Raw genomic sequence first — 21,496 nt, forward strand, 5'->3', positions numbered from 1 at the left:
GGAAGATCGCAACTATATGCGTAGTGAATTAAATATTTAAATTGTTCTGCCGTTATCTGCGTATGCAGGCTGCCGATTCGAAACGAAGCGGCGGTAACGAAAACAGGCCTCGAAGCGAATAGAACTTGCCGGCGCGATCTGACTGATTGCGCGCGGCACACGTTTCGAAGGCCCGGATCCGCGTGAATTCCTGCTTAAGCGCGGACAGAACTACACCGTGATGATCGAGAAGAACTTGAGCCGCCGCGAGCGGCCTCGGGGAAACGCGCGCCTTGTCGGGGAAAAGCAGGGCGTGCTGGCTAGATTCGTGCGCCGGGTCGTGTCGCTCTGCGGCACGGCCCTGGCAGTGCTGCACATTGGTCTTGCCCATGCGCAGGCAACCGGGACACTCGGCGAGCAGGAGCAGCGCCGCCGCGCTCAAGCGCAGGCGCAGGATCGCGAGCGCGCCGCCAACGCGCCCAATGTTCAGCTTCAGGGCGTCGCGCCCAAGGCGCTGGACGACGGCCAGTTGCCTGCGGAGACGCCGTGTTTTCGGGTCGATGCACTCACACTCGAAGTGCCGCCAGGCCTCAGTGATGCCGTGGAGGCTGCTGGCGCGCAGGCCCTCTCGCCCAATCCTCTCTTTCCTGGCGAATTGACTTTTGCGAGCGACTATCTCCAGCGCTATCGCGGTCAATGCGTCGGTCGCGAAGGGCTCAATCTGATCGTGCATCGCGTCGCGGCGCTCATCATCGAACGGGGCTATTCGACGACGCGCGTCGTAATCGCCCCACAGGACCTCGCTACCGGCCGTCTAAGGCTCCAGTTGATTCCCGGTGTCATCAGTGCAATTCGCTTCGCCGACGCGTCGACCTATGGCACATGGCGCAATGCGTTTCCGACGCGTGCGGGCGATCTGCTGAATCTGCGCGATCTGGAGCAAGGCCTTGAGCAGATGAAGCGTGTGCCGAACCAGGACGTCGACATGCAGATCGTACCTGGACCGTCGGCAGGCGAAAGCGACGTCGTGATCGCGGTGAAGCGTCAAAAGCCGTGGTCGCTGGCGTTGAGCGTCGACGATAGCGGGCTGAAGTCGACGGGTCAGTATCAGGGGACGGCGAGCCTCACGATCGATAACCCGCTTGGGCTGTCCGATCTCTTCAACATCGGCTACAACCACGACATCGACGGGCACCCCGGGCAATACGGCACGCGCGGCAACAGTGCCTTCTACTCGATTCCGTGGGGCCGGTGGACCTTCACCGCGACGGCGAGTCAGTACAACTATCACCAGCAGATTGCGGGTGCATACAGCACGCTCGTCTCGAGCGGAAAATCGAAAACGTTCGACGTCAAGGCCGAGTACCAGTTCTATCGCAACCAGGTCCAGAAAAACTCGCTCCAATTCCGCGTGGGCAAATATTTCAGCGAGGCGTTCATCGATGGTTCGGAACTCGATGTCCAGCATCGCGACAACAGCTTTGCGGAGATCGGCTGGGAGCACAAACACTACTTCGGACCCGCGCAACTGGACAGTTCCCTCGCGTATCGCTGGGGTGTGCCCTGGTTTGGCGCGCAGGCCGATCTGCCAGGCGTGGGCGCGGGCACACCGACCTACTACTACCACATCGAAACCTTCAACGCGACGCTGAGCGTGCCGTTCTCGATCGGCGGCGTGCCGCTGCGCTATACCGGGACGGTAAGCGCCCAGAACTCGCCGAGCCTGCTGTACCCGACCGAATACTTTTCGATCGGCGGCCGCTACACGGTGCGCGGCTTCGACGGCAACACGGTGCTGGCCGCCGAGAAGGGCGCCTTCATGCGCAACGACCTCGAACTGCCGATCCTGTGGACGGGGCAGGCGCTCTATATCGGTATCGACGGAGGCGAGGTATTCGGGCCGCAAGCGCACAACCTGCTCGGACGCCGGCTCGCCGGCGCCGTGGTCGGCTTGCGCGGCAGTCTCTACCAGCACGCCAGTTATGACGTTTTTGTCGGCGGTCCCCTGTATCAGCCCACGGGTTTTCCGAATCACTGGCCGGTGGCGGGCTTCAGCGTGAGTTTTCAGCTATGAACAAGAATATCCATCGCGTCGTCTTCAATGCGGTACGTGGTCTCTGGACGGCTGTGCAGGAAACGGCGAAAGCCGTGGGGAAAGGATGTCTCGCAAGCGCGTTGCGCGGCACTCGCGCCGCCTGCGCGCGCCTCGGGCGGATCGACATGCTGGCGATGCGCCATGCCGCTTTCGCCGCGTTATGCGTATTCGGCATGCAACCGGTGCTGGCTGAGGCTCAGGTCGTTGCGGCGCCCACCGCGGGTAGCAAGCCGGCCGTCGGCGTGACCGCCAACGGCCTGCCGATTGTGCAGATCACGGCGCCGAACGGCGCGGGGGTGTCGAACAATACCTACTCGCAATACAACGTCGGCGCGAACGGGCTGATCCTGAACAACGCGTCGGGCAACGTGCAGACGCAGCAGGCCGGGTATGTGGCGGCCAATCCGAATCTGGTTGCTGGCGGGGCGCGTGTGATCGTCAACCAGGTGGTGGGGGGCGGCGCGAGCCAGTTGCTCGGCTATACCGAAGTCGCGGGCCAGAGAGCCGACGTCGTGATTGCCAACCCGGCGGGGATTTACTGTAACGGTTGCGGGTTCATCAATACGAACCGGGGCGTGCTGACGACGGGCACGCCGATCTTCGGTGGCACGGGCAGTCTCGATGCCTTCCACGTGACGGGCGGCCAGATCCAGATCGGATCGGCGGGTCTCAATGCCAGCAGCGTCGATCAGGTCGATCTGATCGCGCGCAGCGTTGCCGTCAATGGGAAGATTTGGGCCGGGCAGTCGCTGAACGTCGTCGCGGGTAACAATGACGTGCGCTACGGCGACCTGAGCGCGCAATCGCTCCGCGCGGACGGCAGCAGCCCGGGTGTCGCCATCGACGTGGCCCAGCTTGGCGGCATGTACGCGGGCAAGATCATGCTCGAGGGGACGGAGGCCGGCGTGGGCGTCAATAGCGCTGGCACGCTTGCCGCGCAATCGGGCGATCTCCAGTTGAGCAGCCAGGGCAAGGTGACCTTGTCGGGCACCACGAGCGCGAGCGGCAATGTGTCGATATCGAGCAGCGGCGGCACGTCGAACATCGGCTCCGTCTACGCGACGCAGAACGCGGTGGTGAGCAGCCAGGGGCAGGTGGTCAACGGTGGGACCATTGCGGCGCTCGGCAATGCATCGGTCGTGGGCGCCAGCGTCAATTCGAGTGGTACCTTAGGCGCGGGCATCGACGCGAGCGGCAATGCGACCGGCACCGGCAGTCTGTCGGTGAGCGGCGCAGGTGCCGTCACCCTCGGCGGTCAGCAGTTGGCGGGCGGCGATCTCGCGGTAGCGGGCAGCAGCCTGAACATGACGGGTGCGACAACCGAGGCCAACGGCAGCGCGACGCTTGTTTCGACCGGCGCAGGTGGAGATAGCGGAAACATCCTGCATTCAGGCGCTTCTCTCCAGGTGGGCGGCACCCTGACCGCGCACGCAACGGGAACCCTCACGAACGATCAGGGGCAGACGAGCGCCGCGCAACTGAACGTAACCGCAGGGAGCATCTCCAACCGGGGCGGCACGCTTTCGCAAACCGGTGCGGGAGAGGCGACGCTGACCGCTTCGGGCGCCTTCGACAATACCGGCGGCGCGCTCAAGAGCAACGGGCAAAACACGACGATCCGCTCCGGGGGCCTCGCCAACGCGAACGGCTCGATCACGTCGGTGCATGCATTGAACCTGACGTCGAGCGGCGACATCGACAACACCGCGGGCCAGGTGGAAGCCGCAGGAGCGGTCAATGTTTCGGGTGCGAACGTGCAGAACGCGGCCGGACGCATCGTCTCCGATAACAGCGATGGACTGTCGCTGACGGCGAGCGGCCAGCTCGCGAACACAGCCGGAACTACCGCCCAGGGCGCGACGGGCGGCCTGATCGGCGGTAACGGCAATGCCACGATCCATGCGGCTTCGCTGGCCAGCAGCGGAACGATCACGGCGGCCCAGGCGCTTGCCGTCACGACGTCGGGCGCACTGGACAATAGTGGTGGTTCGATGAGTGCCACGGCCCTTCAGGCTACTGCCGGATCGATCAGGAATGCGAATGGAGCGTTCAGTGGTGATACCGTCTCAATCGATGCGCCGAAACTCGATAACAGCGGCGGCAACATCACGGCCAATCAGCTCGATCTCAGCGCCACGACCCTGACCAACCGGGGCGGCACGTTGACACAGCTCGGCACTGCTGCGATGGGCGTGAGCGTCAGCAGCGCGATCGACAATTCGGCCGGTGGCGTGATCCAGACCAGCAGTTCGGATCTAACGCTCAATCCGGCGTCGCTGAACAACGACGGCGGAACGATTACGCACGCAGGGACCGGCACGCTTACGATCGGCGCGGACGGTGGCCCTGGCGCCGTGACGAACGTCGGCGGCAAGATCGCCACCAACGGCCAGGCGACGATATCCGCAGGCAGCCTGGACGATTCGGGCGGCACGATTTCTGCCCAACGCGGCTTGACCGCGACTGTCGCTGGCGACCTGAACAACGCTGGCGGACAGATCGAAACGGCGGGCGACCTGAGCGTGGAGAGCGGTGCTTCGATTACGAACACCAGCGGTACGATCGCAGCGTCCGGTAACGCTGCGATTCAGGCTAACGCGCTGGTCAACGGTGGCAGCATCACGACCGCGCAGACGCTCAAGGCGACTGTCGGGGGGGCGCTGGATAACAGCAGCGGGACTCTGAGCGCGCAGACCATCACGGCCAGTGCTGCATCGTTCAAGAATGCGAGCGGCGTGGTTAGCGGCGACAGCGTGTCGATGACTGTGCCGCAACTCGACAACAGCAACGGCCGGATCCTGACCAACCAGCTCGCCGTCACTGCTACGAGCTTGGCGAACCAGGGCGGCTCGATCACCCAGCTCGGTTCTGATCCGATCAGCCTTGGTGTGAGCGGAACGATCGACAATTCGAACGGCGGCGTGATCCAGAGCAATAGCTCGGACTTGGCGCTGGCCTCGGCTTCGTTGGACAACGATGGCGGGACGATTACCCATGCCGGTACGGGCACGTTGACGATCGCACCGGGAAGCGGAACGGGCACGCTGACGAACGTCGGTGGCAATATCGTCACTAACGGTCAGGCGTCTGTGACGGTCGGCACACTCGACAATACTGGCGGCTCGCTTGCTTCGCAGGGTGTCATGTCTGCAATCGTGCGGGGCGTGTTGAACAACACGAACGCCCGGCTGTCGTCAGGGACCGGCCTGACCGCGTCCAGCGGCGGCGAATTGATCAACGCTGGGGGCATCATTGGGGCGGGCGGCGCCGCTGCGGGCAGCACCCTGAACCTGAGCGCTTCGTCGCTGAACAACGCGGGCGGCGCGATTTACAACGTGGGAAGCGGCGACACGACGATCAATGGCGGCAGCCAGATCATCAACACCAATGCGGGCGGTGTGGCCGGCATGGGCTCCATCAGCGGCAATGGCCAGGTGACGCTCGCCGCGACGTCGATCGCCAACACGCAGGGCGGGCAACTGAGCGGCGCGAACCTGCAGGTGAACGCGGCCGGCAACCTCGACAACACTGGCGGCGAAATCGGCAATGTCGCGCAAGCGACTGGCGATGTCGGGATCGCAACGGGCACGCTCGCGAGCACCGGAGGCCAGATCAATTCCGCGCGCAATCTTTCACTGACCGTCAACACACTGGCAGGCGGCGGCGCGTTCAGCGCGGTGAACGATCTCTCGATGAACCTTCAGGGGAGCTTCACCACGTCGGCGGCGTATCGCTTCGACGCGGGGCACGACCTCACGTTCACGTTGCCCGGCACGTTCAGCAACGGCGGCGCGCTTTCGGCCGTGAGCAACCTCAACGTCAACGCCGGCACGATAAAGAATTCCGGGTCGATGCAGGCCGGTGGCAAGGTGACCACGTATTCGGCCACGCTGAACAATACCGGCACGATCGTCGGCGGCAGCGTGTCGCTGAACGCAACCACGGTCGTGGGGAATATCGGCACGAGCGCACTGATCGGGGCGACGGACAGCGCCGGTACGCTGGAAGTGCTGGCGCCCGACATCGAGAATCGCGACGACTCGACGGCCACCGACACGCAGGCGACGACCGCGATTTACGGTCTGGGCAAGGTCGTACTCGCAGGCGGGAAGAATGCGGACGGCAGCTACACGAACGCGACGCTGATCCACAACCAATCCGGGCTGATCCAGTCGGGCGGCGACATGGTGCTCGCGGCGGACAAGGTGAGCAACACGCGGCGCGAGCTGACCACCACAGGATTTACCTCGTCGATCGATCCGGCGCTGCTGGAGAGCCTCGGTATCAGCATGTCGGGCTGTACTTCGACGCAGATGGCTGCGTGCGCAGGGCAAGAGGTCGGCTGGCTTGTTCCGGTCGACCCGACTTTGATAGGCGGCGCGTATACCGAACCGCCGCATGGCGGCCAGTGGAACAGCGGCTACCAGTACACAACGTATACGGGCGTAGCCGTCGCGAACACCGTCGCCACCATCAGCCCGGAATCGCAGATCGTCGCGGGCGGCAACCTCAATGCGTCCTCGGTCGTCGCGTTCCAGAACTACTGGAGTCAGGTGGCCGCGACGGGCGACATCGCCGCGCCGCTGAAGATCGACAACGACAGTTGGGCGGCGTCGGGCCAGATGCAACCCGAGGTCAAGGTGACGTACTCGGGCGAGTATCACTACAACAACTACGACGATTCGATCCGCAACTGGCAGTTGCCGTTTGGCGATGCCGGATTCGTGACGTCCAATCCGGGTGGTTATAGCCAGCCGGCTCCAGCCGATATACGCTATTACACGTTGCCGTCGTACGACTCGACCTATGTGGCACGCGGCACGCTCAGCGGGACGGGCGTGACGATCAACAACTCGGCGGGCACCGCAGGTGTTGCGCCGCTTGGACTTCTGCCGGGGCAGACGATCACCGGTACAGGCGCTGGCACGGTGACAGGGTCGTTGGCGACGACCGGCGGCTTGCGTTCGAGCGTGGCGACGGTGCAGGGCGGGCGCGTTATCAATAGCGGTCTCGCGAATTTCAATAACCCGACAGTTGCGGCCGCAACGGCTGTGAAGGTGCTCAACAACCTCACGGTGCCGAGCGGCGGACTCTTCAGCGCCGACACCGCGCCGAACGCACCGTATCTGATCGAGACGAATCCGGCCTTTGCAAATCAGCAAAAGTGGCTGTCGAGCGACTATTACTTCGAGCAGATGGGCATGAACCCCGGCCAGACGCAGATGCGGCTGGGCGATGGCTTTTACGAGCAGCAACTCGTGCAGAACCAGATTCTGTCGATGACCGGTAAGTCGGTGCTGACGAACTATGCCGACACGCAGGACGAATTCGAGGCGCTGATGACGTCCGGCGCACAGCTTGCGAAGTCGCTCGATCTTGCGCCGGGAACGGGCTTGACGCCCGATCAGGTGGCGCAACTCACCAGCAACGTCGTGATCATGCAAACGCAGGTCGTCGACGGACAGTCTGTGCTCGTGCCGGTGGTCTATCTGGCCCAGGCGAGCCAGGAGAACATGTCCAACGGCCCCGTTATAGCGGCGACGGACATCGACCTGCAAGACGCGCAGACGGTGACCAACAGCGGCACGATTACGGCCACGAACAGTTTCGCGATCAGCGCACAGAATATCGACAGCTCGTTCGGCACGTTGCAGAGCGGCGGCCAGATGTCGATCGTGTCGGCGGGCAATGTCAACCTGACCTCAGCGACTGTGAATTCCGGCAGCCTCGCGCTCCAGGCGGGCAAGGACGTGATCCTGAACACGGCCGTGGATACGCTGCACCAGTCCAACGGTGTCGGCGTGACGCGCGATACGTCGACGCTAGGGCCGCTCGCGAGCATCAACGTGACAGGTAACGCGGCAATCGTGACTGGCGGGAACCTCGAGCAGAACGCGGGAGGGCTGAATGTTGGCGGCGCGTTGGGCATGAGTATCGGCGGTAACTGGGACCTCGGTGTCGCGCAGACCGGCGAGACCAAGACGGTGGTGATCCCGAACTCCGTCTCCGATACCCACCTCGTCAGCAACACGGGAAGCAGCGTGAAGGTCGGCGGCGCCTCTATGATCGCGGTCGGAGGCGATCTCACCGCGAGCGGAGCGACATTCGATCTGGGCGACGGCGGCACGATCGCAGTGGCGGGCGATATCACATTGCAAGCGGCCGCGGCAACGTCGACGATCGACGCCAGCAGTTCCGGCCACGATCACCACGGCAGTTACGCGACATCGCTGCATACGTCCGACGACGTGGTAACGGACACAACGCTCCATAGCGGCGACAGCCTGAGCCTGGTGTCCGGCAAGGACATCGACATGATCGGCAGCAATATCGATCTGACGAAAGGCACGGCTGCGCTCGTTGCTGCGGGAGACGTGAATATTGCGGCTGCGGCCGAAACTCACGTGTCTGATTTCACGGCATCGGGTAGCCATAGCGGCGTGATGAGCAGCACGGGCCGGGAGCGGGTGAGCAACACGGCCTCGACGCAGGCCGATGGAAGCCTTATCTCGGCGGATTCCGTGGCGATCTCGGCAGGTAAGAACCTTAACGTGATCGGCAGCAGCATCGTCGGTACCGATGCGGTAGCGCTTGCCGCCACGGGCGACGTGAACCTCACCGCCGCCACGGAAACCTATCAGGACAACGAGTACTACCAGGAGAAACATTCCGGATTTTCGTTCACCGGCGGCCTGGGTGTCAGCGTCGGCTCCAGCGAGATGCACCAGCGATACGACGCGGGCTCGGTCACGCAAAGCCAGGCGCGTAGCACGGTCGGCGCTTCGGCGGGCAACGTATCGATCGTAGCCGGTGGCGATCTTCATATCGGCGGCAGCGATATCGTGGCGGGCAAATCCGCAACCGATACGAGTGATGCGACCGGCAATATCGCATTGCAGGCGCAGAACATTGTCATTGATCCGGGCCAGGATGCGGCGCAAAGCCATGACGAACAGGAAGCCCATTCGAGCGGCTTGACGGTGGCGGTCACTGGCACGCCGCTCGACACCGTGAAGAATCTGCGTGCCGATGCGTCGTCCGGCAATACCTTCTCGCGTGGGCAGAACACGCTTGAAGAAATCGGCGCCAGCGCGGCAGATACGCCGGGAATTTCGGTTTCGTACGGACGCAGCAGCAGTTCCAGCACGACCGATCTGTCCAGCTTGACCAATGCGGGCAGCACGCTTCGTGCAGGCGGCAATGTCACGGTGAACGCGACAGGCGGCGCAGTGAAGGACGCCGCTGGCAACATGCTCGACGGCGATATCACGGTGACAGGTTCGTCCGTCAGCGCGCGCGGGACCGCGCTGTTCAGCGCTAATCACGACGTCACGTTCCAGGCATCGACCGATCAGTTGATGCAAAGCACGCAATCGAGCAGTTCCAGCTCGGGCTTCTCGCTCGCGTCAGCGTCGCTCGGCGACTTCACGCGTTGGGTTGGCGGCTTGGCGAATAACAGCGGAGTGGGACCCTCGCCCTACAACGCCGCGAGCAGCAGCGCGAACGGCGCGCAAACCGCGAACACGCAGACGACTTCGACCGTGGTTGCGAACAGCGTGGTCGTGAAAAGCGATACCGGCGATATCAACGTGATCGGGTCGGGGATCAGCGGCACGCAGGGTGTGGATCTGGTCGCCAGCCAGGGCGCGATCAACGTGCTGGCCGGGCTGGACTCCAGCACCAATCATCAGGAGTCGAGCAGCAAAAAGATCGGGGATCTCGGCAGTAATGGAACTTCGACCGGTTTTAGCGTCGGCGTGGCGAGCAATCATGGCGTCGAGGACTCCGCCGCGCAAACGCAGAGCACGATGCGTAGCCAGATCGTGAGCGGCAATGGCAACATGACACTGGACGCGAAGCAGGACGTGACGGTGCAAGGTTCCGACCTTAGCGCAGGCGGCGACCTGGCATTGACCGGCAAGAACCTCAATCTTGACCCGGGAACGGACGGCACCCAGAGCAGTGCCAGCCAGAGCTCGAGCCAGTTCGGTGTCAGTCTGGCGCTTGGGGGCGCGGTGGGCAATGCGGTCGCGACCATCAACCAGAGCATGAACCAGGCGAGCAGCACGGATAATTCGCGGCTCAAGGCGCTGGATGTTGCCCAGGCCGGCCTCGCTGCGTACAACGCGATTCAGGTTGCGCGCGCGTCAATGTCGGGACCGACGGCGCAGCCGCTCATCAAGGCGACCGTGAGCATCGGTGGCGGCACGAGTCACAGCCAGACGCAGCAGACCACGCTCGCGAACGATGGCAGCACGCTGACGGCCGGCCATGACGTTACGCTTGTTGCGACCGGAAGCGGCACGAAGGACGCGAGCGGCGCCGCTACCGATGGCGACATCAATGCGTCGGGTACGCGGATTTCCGGCCACAACGTGACGCTTGACGCCGCGCGGGATATCAACCTGCAAAGCGCAAGGGATACGAGCGAGCAATCGAGCAGCAATAGCAGCAGCAACGGCAGCGTCGGCGTGGGGCTTGCCGTTGGCGGCCAGCAAAACGGCTTCACCGTGGAGTTGGCCGCGAGCATGGCGCATGGCAACGCAAACGGGCAAAGCTCCACGAATCAGGATACGCAGATTGCCGCGAGCAACACGCTGTCACTGACGAGTGGACGCGACACCAACCTTCGCGGCGCCGAAATGGCCGGCGACAGCATCGCCGCAAATGTGGGCCGCGATCTCAATGTCGCCAGCCAGCAGGACACGAGCACATACGCTAGCAAACAGACGAGCGGCGGGTTTCAGGCAAGCCTCTGCATACCGCCGATCTGCGTAGGCCAGACGGTGAGCGGCAGTGCGAGTTTCAGTCAGCAGACAATCGATTCGGACTATCAGTCGGTCAACCTGCAGAGTGGGTTCTATGCGGGCAACGGTGGGTTCGACATCAGCGTCGGCAATCATACGCAGCTCGATGGCGGCGTGATCGCGAGCACCGCAAGCCCGGAGCTGAACAACCTGTCGACGCAAACGCTGGGTTTCACAAATTTGGAGAACCACGCGAGCTACTCTGGCGACACTGTGGGGCTTAGTGCTAGCGGGGGTTTTGGCCGCAGTACGAAGGATGGTGTGACCCTGAGCACGCCGGTAGCGCAGGGCGCCAACCACGCGCCAGGACCGCAGACTTCGCAAGGCCTGGGGCCGTCTGGGGTATCGCTTTCGGGAACGAATAGCGATGCGAGCGGCACAACCTACGCTGCCGTCAGTGCAGGAACGATTACGGTGCGCGGCGATGCGGGCACGGGTCAGGACAGCACAGCGGGGTTGAGCCGCGATGCGGCGAATGCCAATGGGTCGGTGCAGAACAGCTTCGATGCGCAAAAGGTCCAGGACGATCTGGCTGTGCAGCAGCAGGCCGGGCAGGTGGGCATGCAGATAGTGGGGGATGTGGCGCAGCATCTCGAACAGAAGGCGAATAGCGACGTTGATGTGGCGAAAGCCCGACTCGATGAGGCTAAAGCTTCAGGCGATACGGCTGCGCAGCAACAGGCGCAGGCAGATCTGGATGCGGCGAGTCTGCAGGCATCGTTGTGGAGTAACGATGGCGCGGCGCGGATCGCCTCGCATGCGGTGGTGGCCGGTGTGGGTGCAGCGCTGGGCGGAGGGAATGTCGCAGGCGCGGTGGGCGGGACAGTTGCGGGGGATGTGGCGGCATCGTATGCCAATACAGCGTTCGGTAATACGCTGGGCGGGGCGCTGCTGACGAATATCATTTCGGGCGCTGCCGGTGCTGCTGCGGGTGGTGTGATCGGAGGCGGAGCCGGCGCGCTGAGTGGTGCGGGTGGGGCGTTGAGTGCGGATTTGTATAATCGGCAGTTGCACCCCGATGAGAAGCAGAAAATCCATGACTATGCGAACGGAGACAAGACCGAAGAGGACAAACTGACGAAGGCCGCGTGCTACGTGGTGCAGTGCTGGGCGCAGTACCCGGTAGGAAGCGCGGAATACAACGCCAACTATGTGAGTCAGGCCGATCTAATCGGATTGCAGAAGGAACTGGATTGGGTCAATTCTCAGCAAGCGGGCAACCTGTTCGTCTACACGGGATCTCAGCAGGCGCTTGACTTCATCTATAGTCAGAAAGGCGCATTCGTAAACGGGTTGCTGAATCTGGTACCCGGCAAACACTATGCTGACCAAGCGCAGGCCGCAGCAAAAAACGGAGACTACGGTTCGGCCGCCCTTCTCGGGGTTGCATCGCTTGGCGACGCAGCGCTTGGAGTCGCGACGGGAGGTGAAGCCGAAGCGCTCGAGGAGGCGCTAGGCTGGGTGAGGCCGAGCGGATGGCGGTTGCCCGCGTCAAACGGAACTTGGTCTGGTGTGGCTGGGGATTCGAACTGGATTTCATCAAATCCAGCAGTTAACACTATCACCAAAGGTCAGCCAATTCCGTTCAAAAGCGGTTATCCAGACTTTAGTCAATGGTCTCAGGGTACCTTCGAAATCGAAAATATGACCGGGCAGAGTAGCGACTTTGGGCTGGTGTACGATGCAGTCTCGGAACAATTCGGGCTTGGATCTCGGACCGCGGGTCAGGATCTACTAAAGGAGCTGGGGCTTACTCCTCACCATGTCGAAGATGGTGTGACAATACAGTTGGTCCCGTCGGACCTGCACGGAAATGTGCCACACATTGGCGGCGCTTCTAGATTAAGAACTGGAATGAACAATGATTGACGTTACTGAAAAGTTGAGCAATTTAGGGTATCGGCCGCTAAAGAACGACGACGTCGAGGCTACTGCTACGTTCCTGGAGTTATTGGAGAGAGATGTGGGTCGTCTTCCGGAGGACTACAAAGAATTCCTCAAGGCGCGCCCCTGGACTGGAATATTCGATGACCAGATTGGCTTCGAGGGCAGTGAAAAGTCGCCGTGGGCTACGGAGGGAGTCGAAATATTGGAATGCTTATATGGTCGGTGCTCTGATAAGTCGAATGACATAACGGCAATTCGAGAACAATTGTCGCCGCAACTTCCAACCAACGTTCTCGCGATCGGGGAGGTGACTGGGGCGAATTTTGTATGCATTTATCTCGATGAGAATATGTTTGGGGGCGTTTGCCTCTGGGATCACGAGCACGAAGAGAACGTGCGGCAAGGTATTTATAAGGTTGCGCCCAGTTTTTCTGAGTTCATTGATCTCCTCCGCAAGATAGAGCAGCCTGCAGCGACGCGGGCAAAGATTGTGAAGGTTGAGATATCCGACGCGCTTAAGGCGAGGGTGGCGGAGCTTAATAAGAACAAGCGTAAGTGATTGTGTCGTTCTGTACGACTGCTAGTTGTACCCCCCCGATGAGAAGCAGAAAATCTATGACTATGCGAACGGAGACAATTCCGAAGAGGACAAACTGACGAATGCCGCGTGCTATGCGGTGTAGTGCTGGACGCGGTACTCGCTGCACTCCTGAATGGACGCAGAACTATGTGAGCCGGCAAGAGGTGGCTGGGTTGCCGTCACTAAAACGCGGCTATCTCGATCATCCAGGTCCATAGCTAGGCGCATTCTGTTGATGTCCACGCAGAACTTGACCATGGAGGAAATTAAGTCCGACGTTGACACGTGGTCCCGGAGCCGTCTTTCGTCTTCCGGATACCAGACATTCAATCGCACGTAGGCTACTACGCGCCAAGCAGTTGCTCACGGAAAAACTGTTCCGCACCGGTTTGCTATTGCTGCGACCGGATAATTGAGATAGAAGACCTGATTGCGTTGAATGCTGATCGAGAGACCGCTCGTGGAATCGTCCAAACTTCAAAGACTAAAGAGTCGGATCGCTCGTACACCGCTGTTCAGCAACATTGGACTCCCCATTGTGAATGCCAGCAACCCGCGTATCGTTCGATGGGATGCATGGTTAGGCCCCGAGGATCCAACCTGCCTCGCGATAGCCATCCGGCAGCAGGAATTGCACGATGATTTGGTTCCGCCAGAGGAAGAGCAAGAGTGGGTTGCCGCGCTGAACCTTGTTGTAGATTACGTGGCAACGCTCATCCCTTATGAACCGGATGAAGATGTCTGGCACGCGCCTTCCGCAGCAGCTTGGGGCGCTGCATGGGTCTTTTCACTGGAACACCTTCATGCTGCACGCGGCGTTGCGCTCCCATCCGATACCGCGGCTCAGCTTGTATGGTTCGAGCGCGGACACTGGCCCTGCGCATTGGTTGACGGAGCTTCAGGCGAGAACCTGAAAGACTACGTGATCTTCTAGAGAGTCGGAACCACTAACGGTTCTTGGGTGTTTAGGGCTATCCCTCCTTGCCGTAAACCGATCCTAGATGTCACGCAGAAGGTTAGCCGCTAACTGTCGACAATCCAACCCGGGGGGTTAATGTCTCAAACTGGCCGCACTGCGCCCCACGACCGAGCATGCCGCTCGCCCCCGGGCCCCCGTCTCATGCAACCGGCATAACCGACCCGCAAGGGGTCCTTCGGTTTTCCGCAAAGTAGCCGTTAACTCTAATGCGTGCATTCCGCGCTGGATCGTGTGAGTCAATCATTCACGACATTGCCGTTCCGATTGGAGGGATCGTATTCTGGCTGAAACATTGATCCGCGGGCGCAGCTATTCAAGCTGTAATTCAAAGACACAGAGGCAGTCATGCTGGAAGCAAGCAAAATAGCATTCGCGAGAATACGCGAAAAAACACCCCTCATAGCATCGTTGGTGGTATTTTCAATCGTTGTCTCGATTGCGAGAGGTCGAGCCTTTGGTGCGGCGCTCGGGAGGTTGATTCCTGTGTTTTTGTTTTGCGCCGTATTTTTCATCTATCAGGTGATCAAGGCGCGCCGAACGCTAAATGGGAAGGCAAGACTAAGCAGAAAGCAATTATTCTCGCGCTTTTATTTGGCAATATTTACTTTGTTTATTTTATATTTTTTATTTTCAATATTTTGGGAAATAAATGGAAAGGGGGAGGAAGCATTCGGGATGCTTTTACCAATTTTCCTGTTTTGCGTCGTGCTGTGTTCTATTGCCTTATATCGAGAGTTAAGTGATCTCCCAGATGATTTTGAAGGGGGAATGTAAAAATCCAATTCGGCCGAAGGTTGCGATACCCGTGCATTGCTGCATCTGGGTAGCGGCAAGGTGACGGCGAACGTGGGCGCCAACCGCATTGTCAATGGTTTAGCCACATCGGCCGAGTGTCCAGTCATGGCCGTGCCCCGCCCATTTACATAGCAGGCCGCAGTCAAAGACTGAATCTAAGAACTTCCCTGTTGGCAGCGGCCGAAGCAAGGAGGTCTCGTAGCGCCACCAATTGCGAGACAAGATCCGTCCGCTGAACCTCAATAGTATGGGTATCTCCAGCGGGGGACCACCCACAAACGAAACTCACCGGGCCGTCACCCTGCGATTGAAGCGACCGGAGGCAGAACTCTAACTCAGGTGCAATTTGTAAAAGAACCGCGGGCTCAGCCTCATCCTCTTCGAATTGGTCGAACGTCGTCCCCAAAGAATTGTTAATTCGATTCCAGAATCCCGAGGTAAAGAGCCACTCGGAGACTGCGCCGTCCAGTATGAAGGCAGGCTCTGCGGAGCCGCCTGCAATATAGAAGCGCGATGCCTGTAATCTGCGCATGGGGGAAAGGTAATCTCGATGCCGGAGGCACTTATTGTCGACGATCCGTGCGACGACGTCGAACGACCGAAACTGGCCGGATGCCGACTCACGCGCATTGCATAACGTGGCGCGCATCGAGTTGAGGCGAGAGTCCGCGTGCGACCCGCAGCGGACCTCACCCGCCCCGAAGCGCTCATTCAAGAATTTGCGCCGTATTTGCTATCGTTGACGAAGCGTTTGCATTTCCGCAGTTTCCGAAGGCTTCGATGGATTCGACAATGGGCGTGGTCGTGATAATTGCGGCCATCGGCTTCGCTGTAGTACAAACTGAAGCGCTCCTCGCGATTCTCACTGCACGCGTGGCTATTATCCGTGTTAGAAAGGCTGCGGCGGGTGGCGCTAATGGCTGTCCTGTGATCGCCGCCGAGGTCGCCTGATATCGTAGCAAAATCAGGGCTTCGGGCCGCTTCCAGTAATTAAAATCTCCGATCAGGGGGATTGATGGATTCTCAGAAAAATCAAACCGTACTTACGCCGTTGCAGGCCTTCTCGCAGTATGGCGAAGAACTCTCTAACCGGCTTGAGAATGGCAGGATGGGGATGTTACCTGGCCTGGTGGGGACGATCTATTTCGAACGGGGTGCACTGCCGGATGGACGTCAGGCCATTCTTGAGTGTTTTGACCGGTTTGCTGACATGTTCGGCGAACATCTGAAAGGCGGAAAAGACTCAGATGATGGGCGATTCACAAAGCGCACCGCTGCGGGCGTAGAGAAAATCAGGCGTTCGATTATAGAAACGCCGATGTACATGATAATCGGCGCTCTCCGTGCGAGCGCGACTGATTACGATACGGCCGCAGAATATAAAATCAGCGTGTTGACTGGGACGGCAAACCCACAAGACCGGACAATGCCGTCCGGTTGCTTTGTGCCGGCCGGTCATGAGGCCGGTTTGTCGCTACTGAAATTCAACGTTCCAATGGAGCTCGCCACCAAACCATCGGGGCTTGAGCAATATGAGGCATTCCTGCGTTTTGTCTGCGAAAAGTTGAAAGTTCGTGGAGGCTATGGCGGGTACGCGCCTGTTTTTCCCTACAGTTACCATCGCTACATGCCGCAGGAATGGGCTCTCGCACAGCGTTTTAGTGGTTTGGATATGATAAGCACTGCGCATCTTAACCAGGCGCATGAAGTTTATTCTTACGAGGGTGATTCTCGCGACAGCGTAACTGCTATCTACAGACAGCTTGTCCCTGGCGCAAAAGTCGACGCATGGGGTTTTATCAAGAGCGTGAACTGGTACACGATTCTTGGCCCAGTTTTCGTCGAACGCCTGGGCGGGGTGGCGCGGATCCGCGATTCTCTCGCCCGACCGGATATCCGCATTGAGGAGATCAACTCGAGCGTCGCAATCCGGGCAGGTGAATTCCCGAGGCTGGGCGCGCCGGAAGAGGGGCTGCCTGAACCCTATGTTTTCGTGAACAGTTTGCTGCGTGTATTGCGCGATCCGATGCCGGACTCGCTGCACACGTTCATCCCCGACCTGCCCAGCGCGGACAAAAGGAATACCGCTGCATGGGAGGCGCGGTTTGATCTACCTGGTGCGCCTCCGATCCCGGAGCCTCCGACGATCGTACCGCCCCAACTGCAGGTCGTTCAGGTGAACTCCAATACTAAGCGCGACACAAGAAAGGCGAATGGCAGGCGAATGCAGAGCGAAAGGAAATAAATTTGGTTTGCAAGACGGGCGGTCGCAGTTCGATTGTTGACGGCAAACGACGCACGCGCGTCGCATCCTTGATGCAACCCAGGTTTGGCAGGTCGCAGTGATGGTTTCGAGGATGCACATCGGAGTGGGGCGGCATCTCGGTTCGCGACCCGAACGAGACACTCAAGGCGTCCGATAACAGTCACTCGAGTTAAGCGGCGGGAGAAAAATGGTTCGACGCGCCGATCATTCAGTGTGTGGGTTCGCAAAAATATGAATTACTATGTGGATCCCGACGCCCGTATAAGCACCGTTAGTCGTTATGGTCTCGCGCAGATCTATTGTCGTCATTCTCCTCTCTTGCCTTTCTCCTTACGGAGTAGCTTCGACCGGACGCAAGAACTACCGGGCCTCCTGTCAGACCCTCCAAGAACTGGGGCTTACCGTTAAGGGAAAGCTGCCTCCGATGCCAGACCACCGCCCTCAGTACGATGACTCTGGGCCGCCGGGAGTTAGCTTTTTTCGCACTCAGGTTAAGGATGTAGATCTTTCCAGCCTTACAGTGCCAAGAAGCTTCTTTGGTCGCTCGGAGATAAGGAACGTGAGTTTCGAGAACAGCGATCTCTCTGAGTCCACCCTGTGCTGGAACAATTTTATTGAGGTTAACTTCAGTCGTTCGACTCTGACGCAATCTGATTTGCGTGCCTCGATGTACGTGAGAGTATGTTTCGATAAAGCAGATCTAAGTGGTGCCGACCTTCGGCTTTCGTCGTTTAAGGCATGCAGCTTCGTTGGAGCGAATATGACTAGCGCTGTGGCAAGCCGTGAACAGCAGGCCAGTCTTCCTCTGTCTGATGAACAGCGAGCCCAAATGTCTTGGAGGGCAGATGAAGGGGAAGAACCAGGTGGCGGCTAACCATTTCGTCGGGAGGGATCGCCCACAAGCTGCACTTGCGGGCATGCTTGGACCGGGGCAGCCATAGGGTGCCGTGCGATCTCGGTCGCAATTGTCGACGATTCACATCACGGCATCGACCGTCCGTTCCTGGTCGCGATGGAGTGGATGACTTCGTCTTCAAATATCGTCAAGCAGCTGGCTGCATTGTGCCATGTGCCAGGCGATTGAGCATTGCTGCGGCATCGGGATCGAGGTAATAAAGCACCATCGCCTGTCCGTTGTCTTTGAAATAAAATCGGCGCCCGTCTAGTTGCTGAATATCGCGCATAACATGAGAAACGGTTTGTGGATCCGCCCAGGTCCCCATTACCTTTGCGGGCAAATTGCGCTCGACGTCCCCGATCCAATACTTCAACCAAGCTTTGGCACTTTGCAGATCAACAAAATCTCTAACATTGTTCAAACCGTCGGAAATTCCTGCAACCTGGCACAATCGTCTTACGATCCGCGTGTAGTCGCCCGTTGAAGTAATGCACTTCGGGTCGAAGTTCCACACCCGCGAACAAAATGGACGGTTCCACGGTTCACGCTCCACCTCGATACCGAGCACAAAGAGAACTAAATCGAAGGGGCGCTTCTCATATTCTTCGCGCGAGAATGAATAGAGCATATCTTCGATCGTAATGCCGTTGTCAAAGTTGATGCCGCAATCCGAAAGCGTTGCAAGTTGCTGCTCAAGTGTCATGACGGTACTTTCCTTTGCAAATCGAGGGCTCTATTGTCGACAATCTACGCCATGATGTCGAACACCCGAAGTCGGCCGAACACGGCCCGACGCGGCAGGCCTTGGCCAACTCGAAGCTCCCTGCCGAGGAAATCCAACGCAGTCGCGCAATACGGCCGAGTAACTGGCTCTGCCGGTCAGCGATCAGTCTTCCATTCCATCTTTTGCACGTTGACTCCAGGTTGACTGGCCAACGGCTCCCACTCGGGCAGGAATGTGAATCCTTGCCGACGATACATCATCACCGCATCGGCATTGTCTGGCGAGACGCTCAACACAATTCGTTGATGTCCGCGTTCAATTGCGCGTGCCTGGATTGCATTGACTAAGCGGCCCCCGATTCCCATGCCTCGTTCTGTTCCTTGATGGTTATCGAACGGGGCACGCCGTTGATTCTGCCGAAAGCATGGCGTCCCAGCGTCATTGTCATCGATGTAACAGCGATCGCTGACTGACCGTTGATGGCCGAGGGTGTGTCAAAACCCGCGCGATCGCCTAGACTGAATCAACCTGTTAGCGCGAGAGGCGGAGATGGGGCGATTCGTCGAAGGTACAAGCCGCAATCAGGCCACGTTGCTACCGGAGTGTCTCGAAGACTTTATCGCTGAAGACAATCCCGTGCGGATCGTCGACGCATTCGTAGACGAACTCGATCTGGCTTCCATGGGCTTCGAAGGCACCACGCCGGCGATCACGGGCCGACCGTCTTACCATCCCTCCGTTCTGCTCAAACTTTACATCTACGGCTATCTCAATCGCGTGCAGTCGAGCCGACGTCTGGAGCGCGAGTGCCAGCGTAATGTCGAACTGATGTGGCTGACCGGTCGCCTCGTGCCGGACTTCAAGACGATTGCCGAGTTCAGACGCAGCAATGGCGCCGGCATTCGCAATGTATGCCGCCGCTTCGTGGTGATATGCCGCGACCTGAAGCTGTTCACGCAAGCAGTCGTTGCCATCGACGGCAGCAAGTTCAAGGCGGTCAACAGTCGCGATAACAACTTCACGCCCAACAAGATCGCAAAGCGTCAGGAGCAGATCGAGCAAAGCATCCAGCGCTATCTCGATGCGCTGGAAACTGCTGATCGCACGCAACCCGCAGAGGTCGAAGCGAAAACCGAACGGCTGCGGGAAAAGATCGAGACGCTGCGCGAGCAGATGCGCGATCTGGATCGGGCCGCGGAACTGTTGAATGATTTACCGGAAAAACAGGTTTCGCTGACTGATCCCGACTCACGTTCGATGATGTCGCAAGCCAAGGGCACAGGCGTGGTGGGCTACAACGTTCAGGTGGCTGTTGATACGAAGCACCACCTCATCGTGACCCACGAAGTGACGAACGTCGGTAGTGACCGCGCTCAGCTAAGCCCGATGGCCAAAGCCGCGCGCGAAGCGATGGGCAAGAAGAAGCTCAAGGCGCTGGCCGATCGCGGGTACTACAGCGCGACGGAGATCAAAGCATGCGATGACGCTGGTATTGCAGCGCTGGTGCCAAAAACACAAACCTCCAGTGCAAAGGCAGATGGACGGTTCGATCGGGCCGACTTCATCTACATCGCGAAAGACGACCAATACCTATGTCCAGCGGGGCAACGGGCGATTTACCGATTTACTTCCGTCGAGCGCGAAACTCCGATGGCCCTGCGTACCTACTGGAGCAGCGCTTGCCCGAAATGCCCGATAAAGAACCGGTGCACGCCCACCGACTACCGGCGTATTCGACGATGGGAACACGAAGCGGTGCTTGAGGCGATGCAGTCCAGGCTGGATCGCCAGCTCGATGCCATGACGATGCGACGGCGCACGGTCGAGCACGTGTTCGGCACTCTCAAGCACTGGATGGGGACGACGCACTTCCAGACGCGTGGACTTGGCCATGTCGCCGCTGAAATGAGTTTGCACGTGCTGGCATACAACCTCAAGCGAGTCATCAGGATCCTCGGATTCGCAAAGACGATGCGAGCGATGAAGCTGGCAGGCGCGTGAATGCGCGCGCCGACGCTGTTTGCCAGTAAAACACGATCACTTCATTTGCCTGCGTCACGTCCTAACGCAACTGTGCTCCCGCCGGGGAGGGATCGGTCGGCCGTTCTGCGCGTTTTTACACGGCCTCGGCCGCCTATTGCCGTCTGCGGTCGGCAGATACGTGGGCGACGTTGCGACTCAGGGGAATTGGTCGATTGAGTGGATCAGAACATAATGCTGGTTCGATCCATTGGGGATTCGGTAAGCGCCGTGCGCAGCGAGAACAGAACATGACAATGCAGCAATTTCCCATGCCATCGTCTGATCGCATTGGATTGTGGCTTGTTTGAACATCTCAAAGCCAGTTAGGTCATATAGCACCTGTATTTTTCTGGATACATCCCGAACGTCCATTGGAAGACCTTCATCCGACCATGACCAACGATAGCGCTGTTTGTCGAGAGAGTGCGTTCCCAATGGCACTATGGACGCCTCTGCGGTTGGAG

Annotated in this window: 12 protein-coding genes; 9 read left to right on the plus strand and 3 right to left on the minus strand. The window is 59.5% G+C overall.

All coding sequences use genetic code 11. The annotated features are described in order from the left end of the window. Positions 1-292: 292 nt before the first annotated feature. From BMY06_RS36440 to BMY06_RS40720, 8 genes are all read left to right on the plus strand, one after another. On the plus strand, positions 293-2,053 hold the full coding sequence (locus BMY06_RS36440; protein ID WP_244144464.1) for a ShlB/FhaC/HecB family hemolysin secretion/activation protein: 1,761 nt from the start codon (positions 293-295) through the stop codon (positions 2,051-2,053). Next, entirely contained in the window at positions 2,050-12,750 is a 10,701-nt protein-coding gene (locus BMY06_RS36445; protein WP_074987691.1) for a hemagglutinin repeat-containing protein, read from the plus strand. The genes BMY06_RS36440 and BMY06_RS36445 overlap by 4 nt, the downstream gene beginning before the upstream one ends. After that, positions 12,743-13,327 carry an SMI1/KNR4 family protein gene (locus tag BMY06_RS36450; protein WP_074987692.1) on the plus strand — a complete coding sequence of 195 codons (585 nt, stop codon included), beginning with the start codon at positions 12,743-12,745 and terminating at the stop codon, positions 13,325-13,327. The genes BMY06_RS36445 and BMY06_RS36450 overlap by 8 nt, the downstream gene beginning before the upstream one ends. Positions 13,328-13,808: 481 nt before the next feature. Beyond that, positions 13,809-14,282: a hypothetical protein gene (locus BMY06_RS39280; protein WP_124263360.1), complete on the plus strand. Its 474-nt coding sequence runs from the start codon at positions 13,809-13,811 to the stop codon at positions 14,280-14,282. 390 nt (positions 14,283-14,672) lie between these two features. Beyond that, positions 14,673-15,101, plus strand: coding sequence for a hypothetical protein (locus tag BMY06_RS39285; protein ID WP_124263359.1), 429 nt, complete (start codon positions 14,673-14,675; stop codon positions 15,099-15,101). A gap of 801 nt (positions 15,102-15,902) precedes the next feature. Continuing rightward, positions 15,903-16,073: a hypothetical protein gene (locus BMY06_RS39830; protein ID WP_161495563.1), complete on the plus strand. Its 171-nt coding sequence runs from the start codon at positions 15,903-15,905 to the stop codon at positions 16,071-16,073. 64 nt (positions 16,074-16,137) lie between these two features. After that, positions 16,138-17,367 (plus strand): type VI immunity family protein, encoded by a 1,230-nt coding sequence (locus BMY06_RS36460; protein ID WP_080180428.1) that lies wholly within the window; start codon positions 16,138-16,140, stop codon positions 17,365-17,367. Positions 17,368-17,812: 445 nt separating this feature from the next. Continuing rightward, positions 17,813-18,262, plus strand: a complete 450-nt coding sequence (locus BMY06_RS40720; protein WP_074987695.1) for a pentapeptide repeat-containing protein — start codon at positions 17,813-17,815, stop codon at positions 18,260-18,262. Between the two features lie 169 nt (positions 18,263-18,431). Here BMY06_RS40720 and BMY06_RS36470 read toward each other — a convergent pair whose 3' ends face one another. Together BMY06_RS36470 and BMY06_RS40725 are read right to left on the minus strand one after the other, a co-directional pair. Then, positions 18,432-18,989 carry a hypothetical protein gene (locus tag BMY06_RS36470; protein ID WP_074987696.1) on the minus strand — a complete coding sequence of 186 codons (558 nt, stop codon included), beginning with the start codon at positions 18,987-18,989 and terminating at the stop codon, positions 18,432-18,434. A gap of 176 nt (positions 18,990-19,165) precedes the next feature. After that, positions 19,166-19,375: a GNAT family N-acetyltransferase gene (locus BMY06_RS40725; protein WP_074987697.1), complete on the minus strand. Its 210-nt coding sequence runs from the start codon at positions 19,373-19,375 to the stop codon at positions 19,166-19,168. Positions 19,376-19,559: 184 nt separating this feature from the next. Between BMY06_RS40725 and BMY06_RS36480 the strand changes: the two genes are divergently transcribed. After that, positions 19,560-21,011, plus strand: coding sequence for an IS1182 family transposase (locus BMY06_RS36480; RefSeq protein WP_074987698.1), 1,452 nt, complete (start codon positions 19,560-19,562; stop codon positions 21,009-21,011). Positions 21,012-21,188: 177 nt separating this feature from the next. On the opposite strand, the gene BMY06_RS40010 is transcribed toward BMY06_RS36480, so the two are convergent. Further along, positions 21,189-21,496: DUF6882 domain-containing protein (locus BMY06_RS40010; RefSeq protein ID WP_208490382.1), on the minus strand; the 308-nt coding region annotated here is incomplete at its 5' end.

This window comes from Paraburkholderia tropica, assembly GCF_900109265.1.
Taxonomy (GTDB): Bacteria; Pseudomonadota; Gammaproteobacteria; order Burkholderiales; family Burkholderiaceae; genus Paraburkholderia; species Paraburkholderia tropica.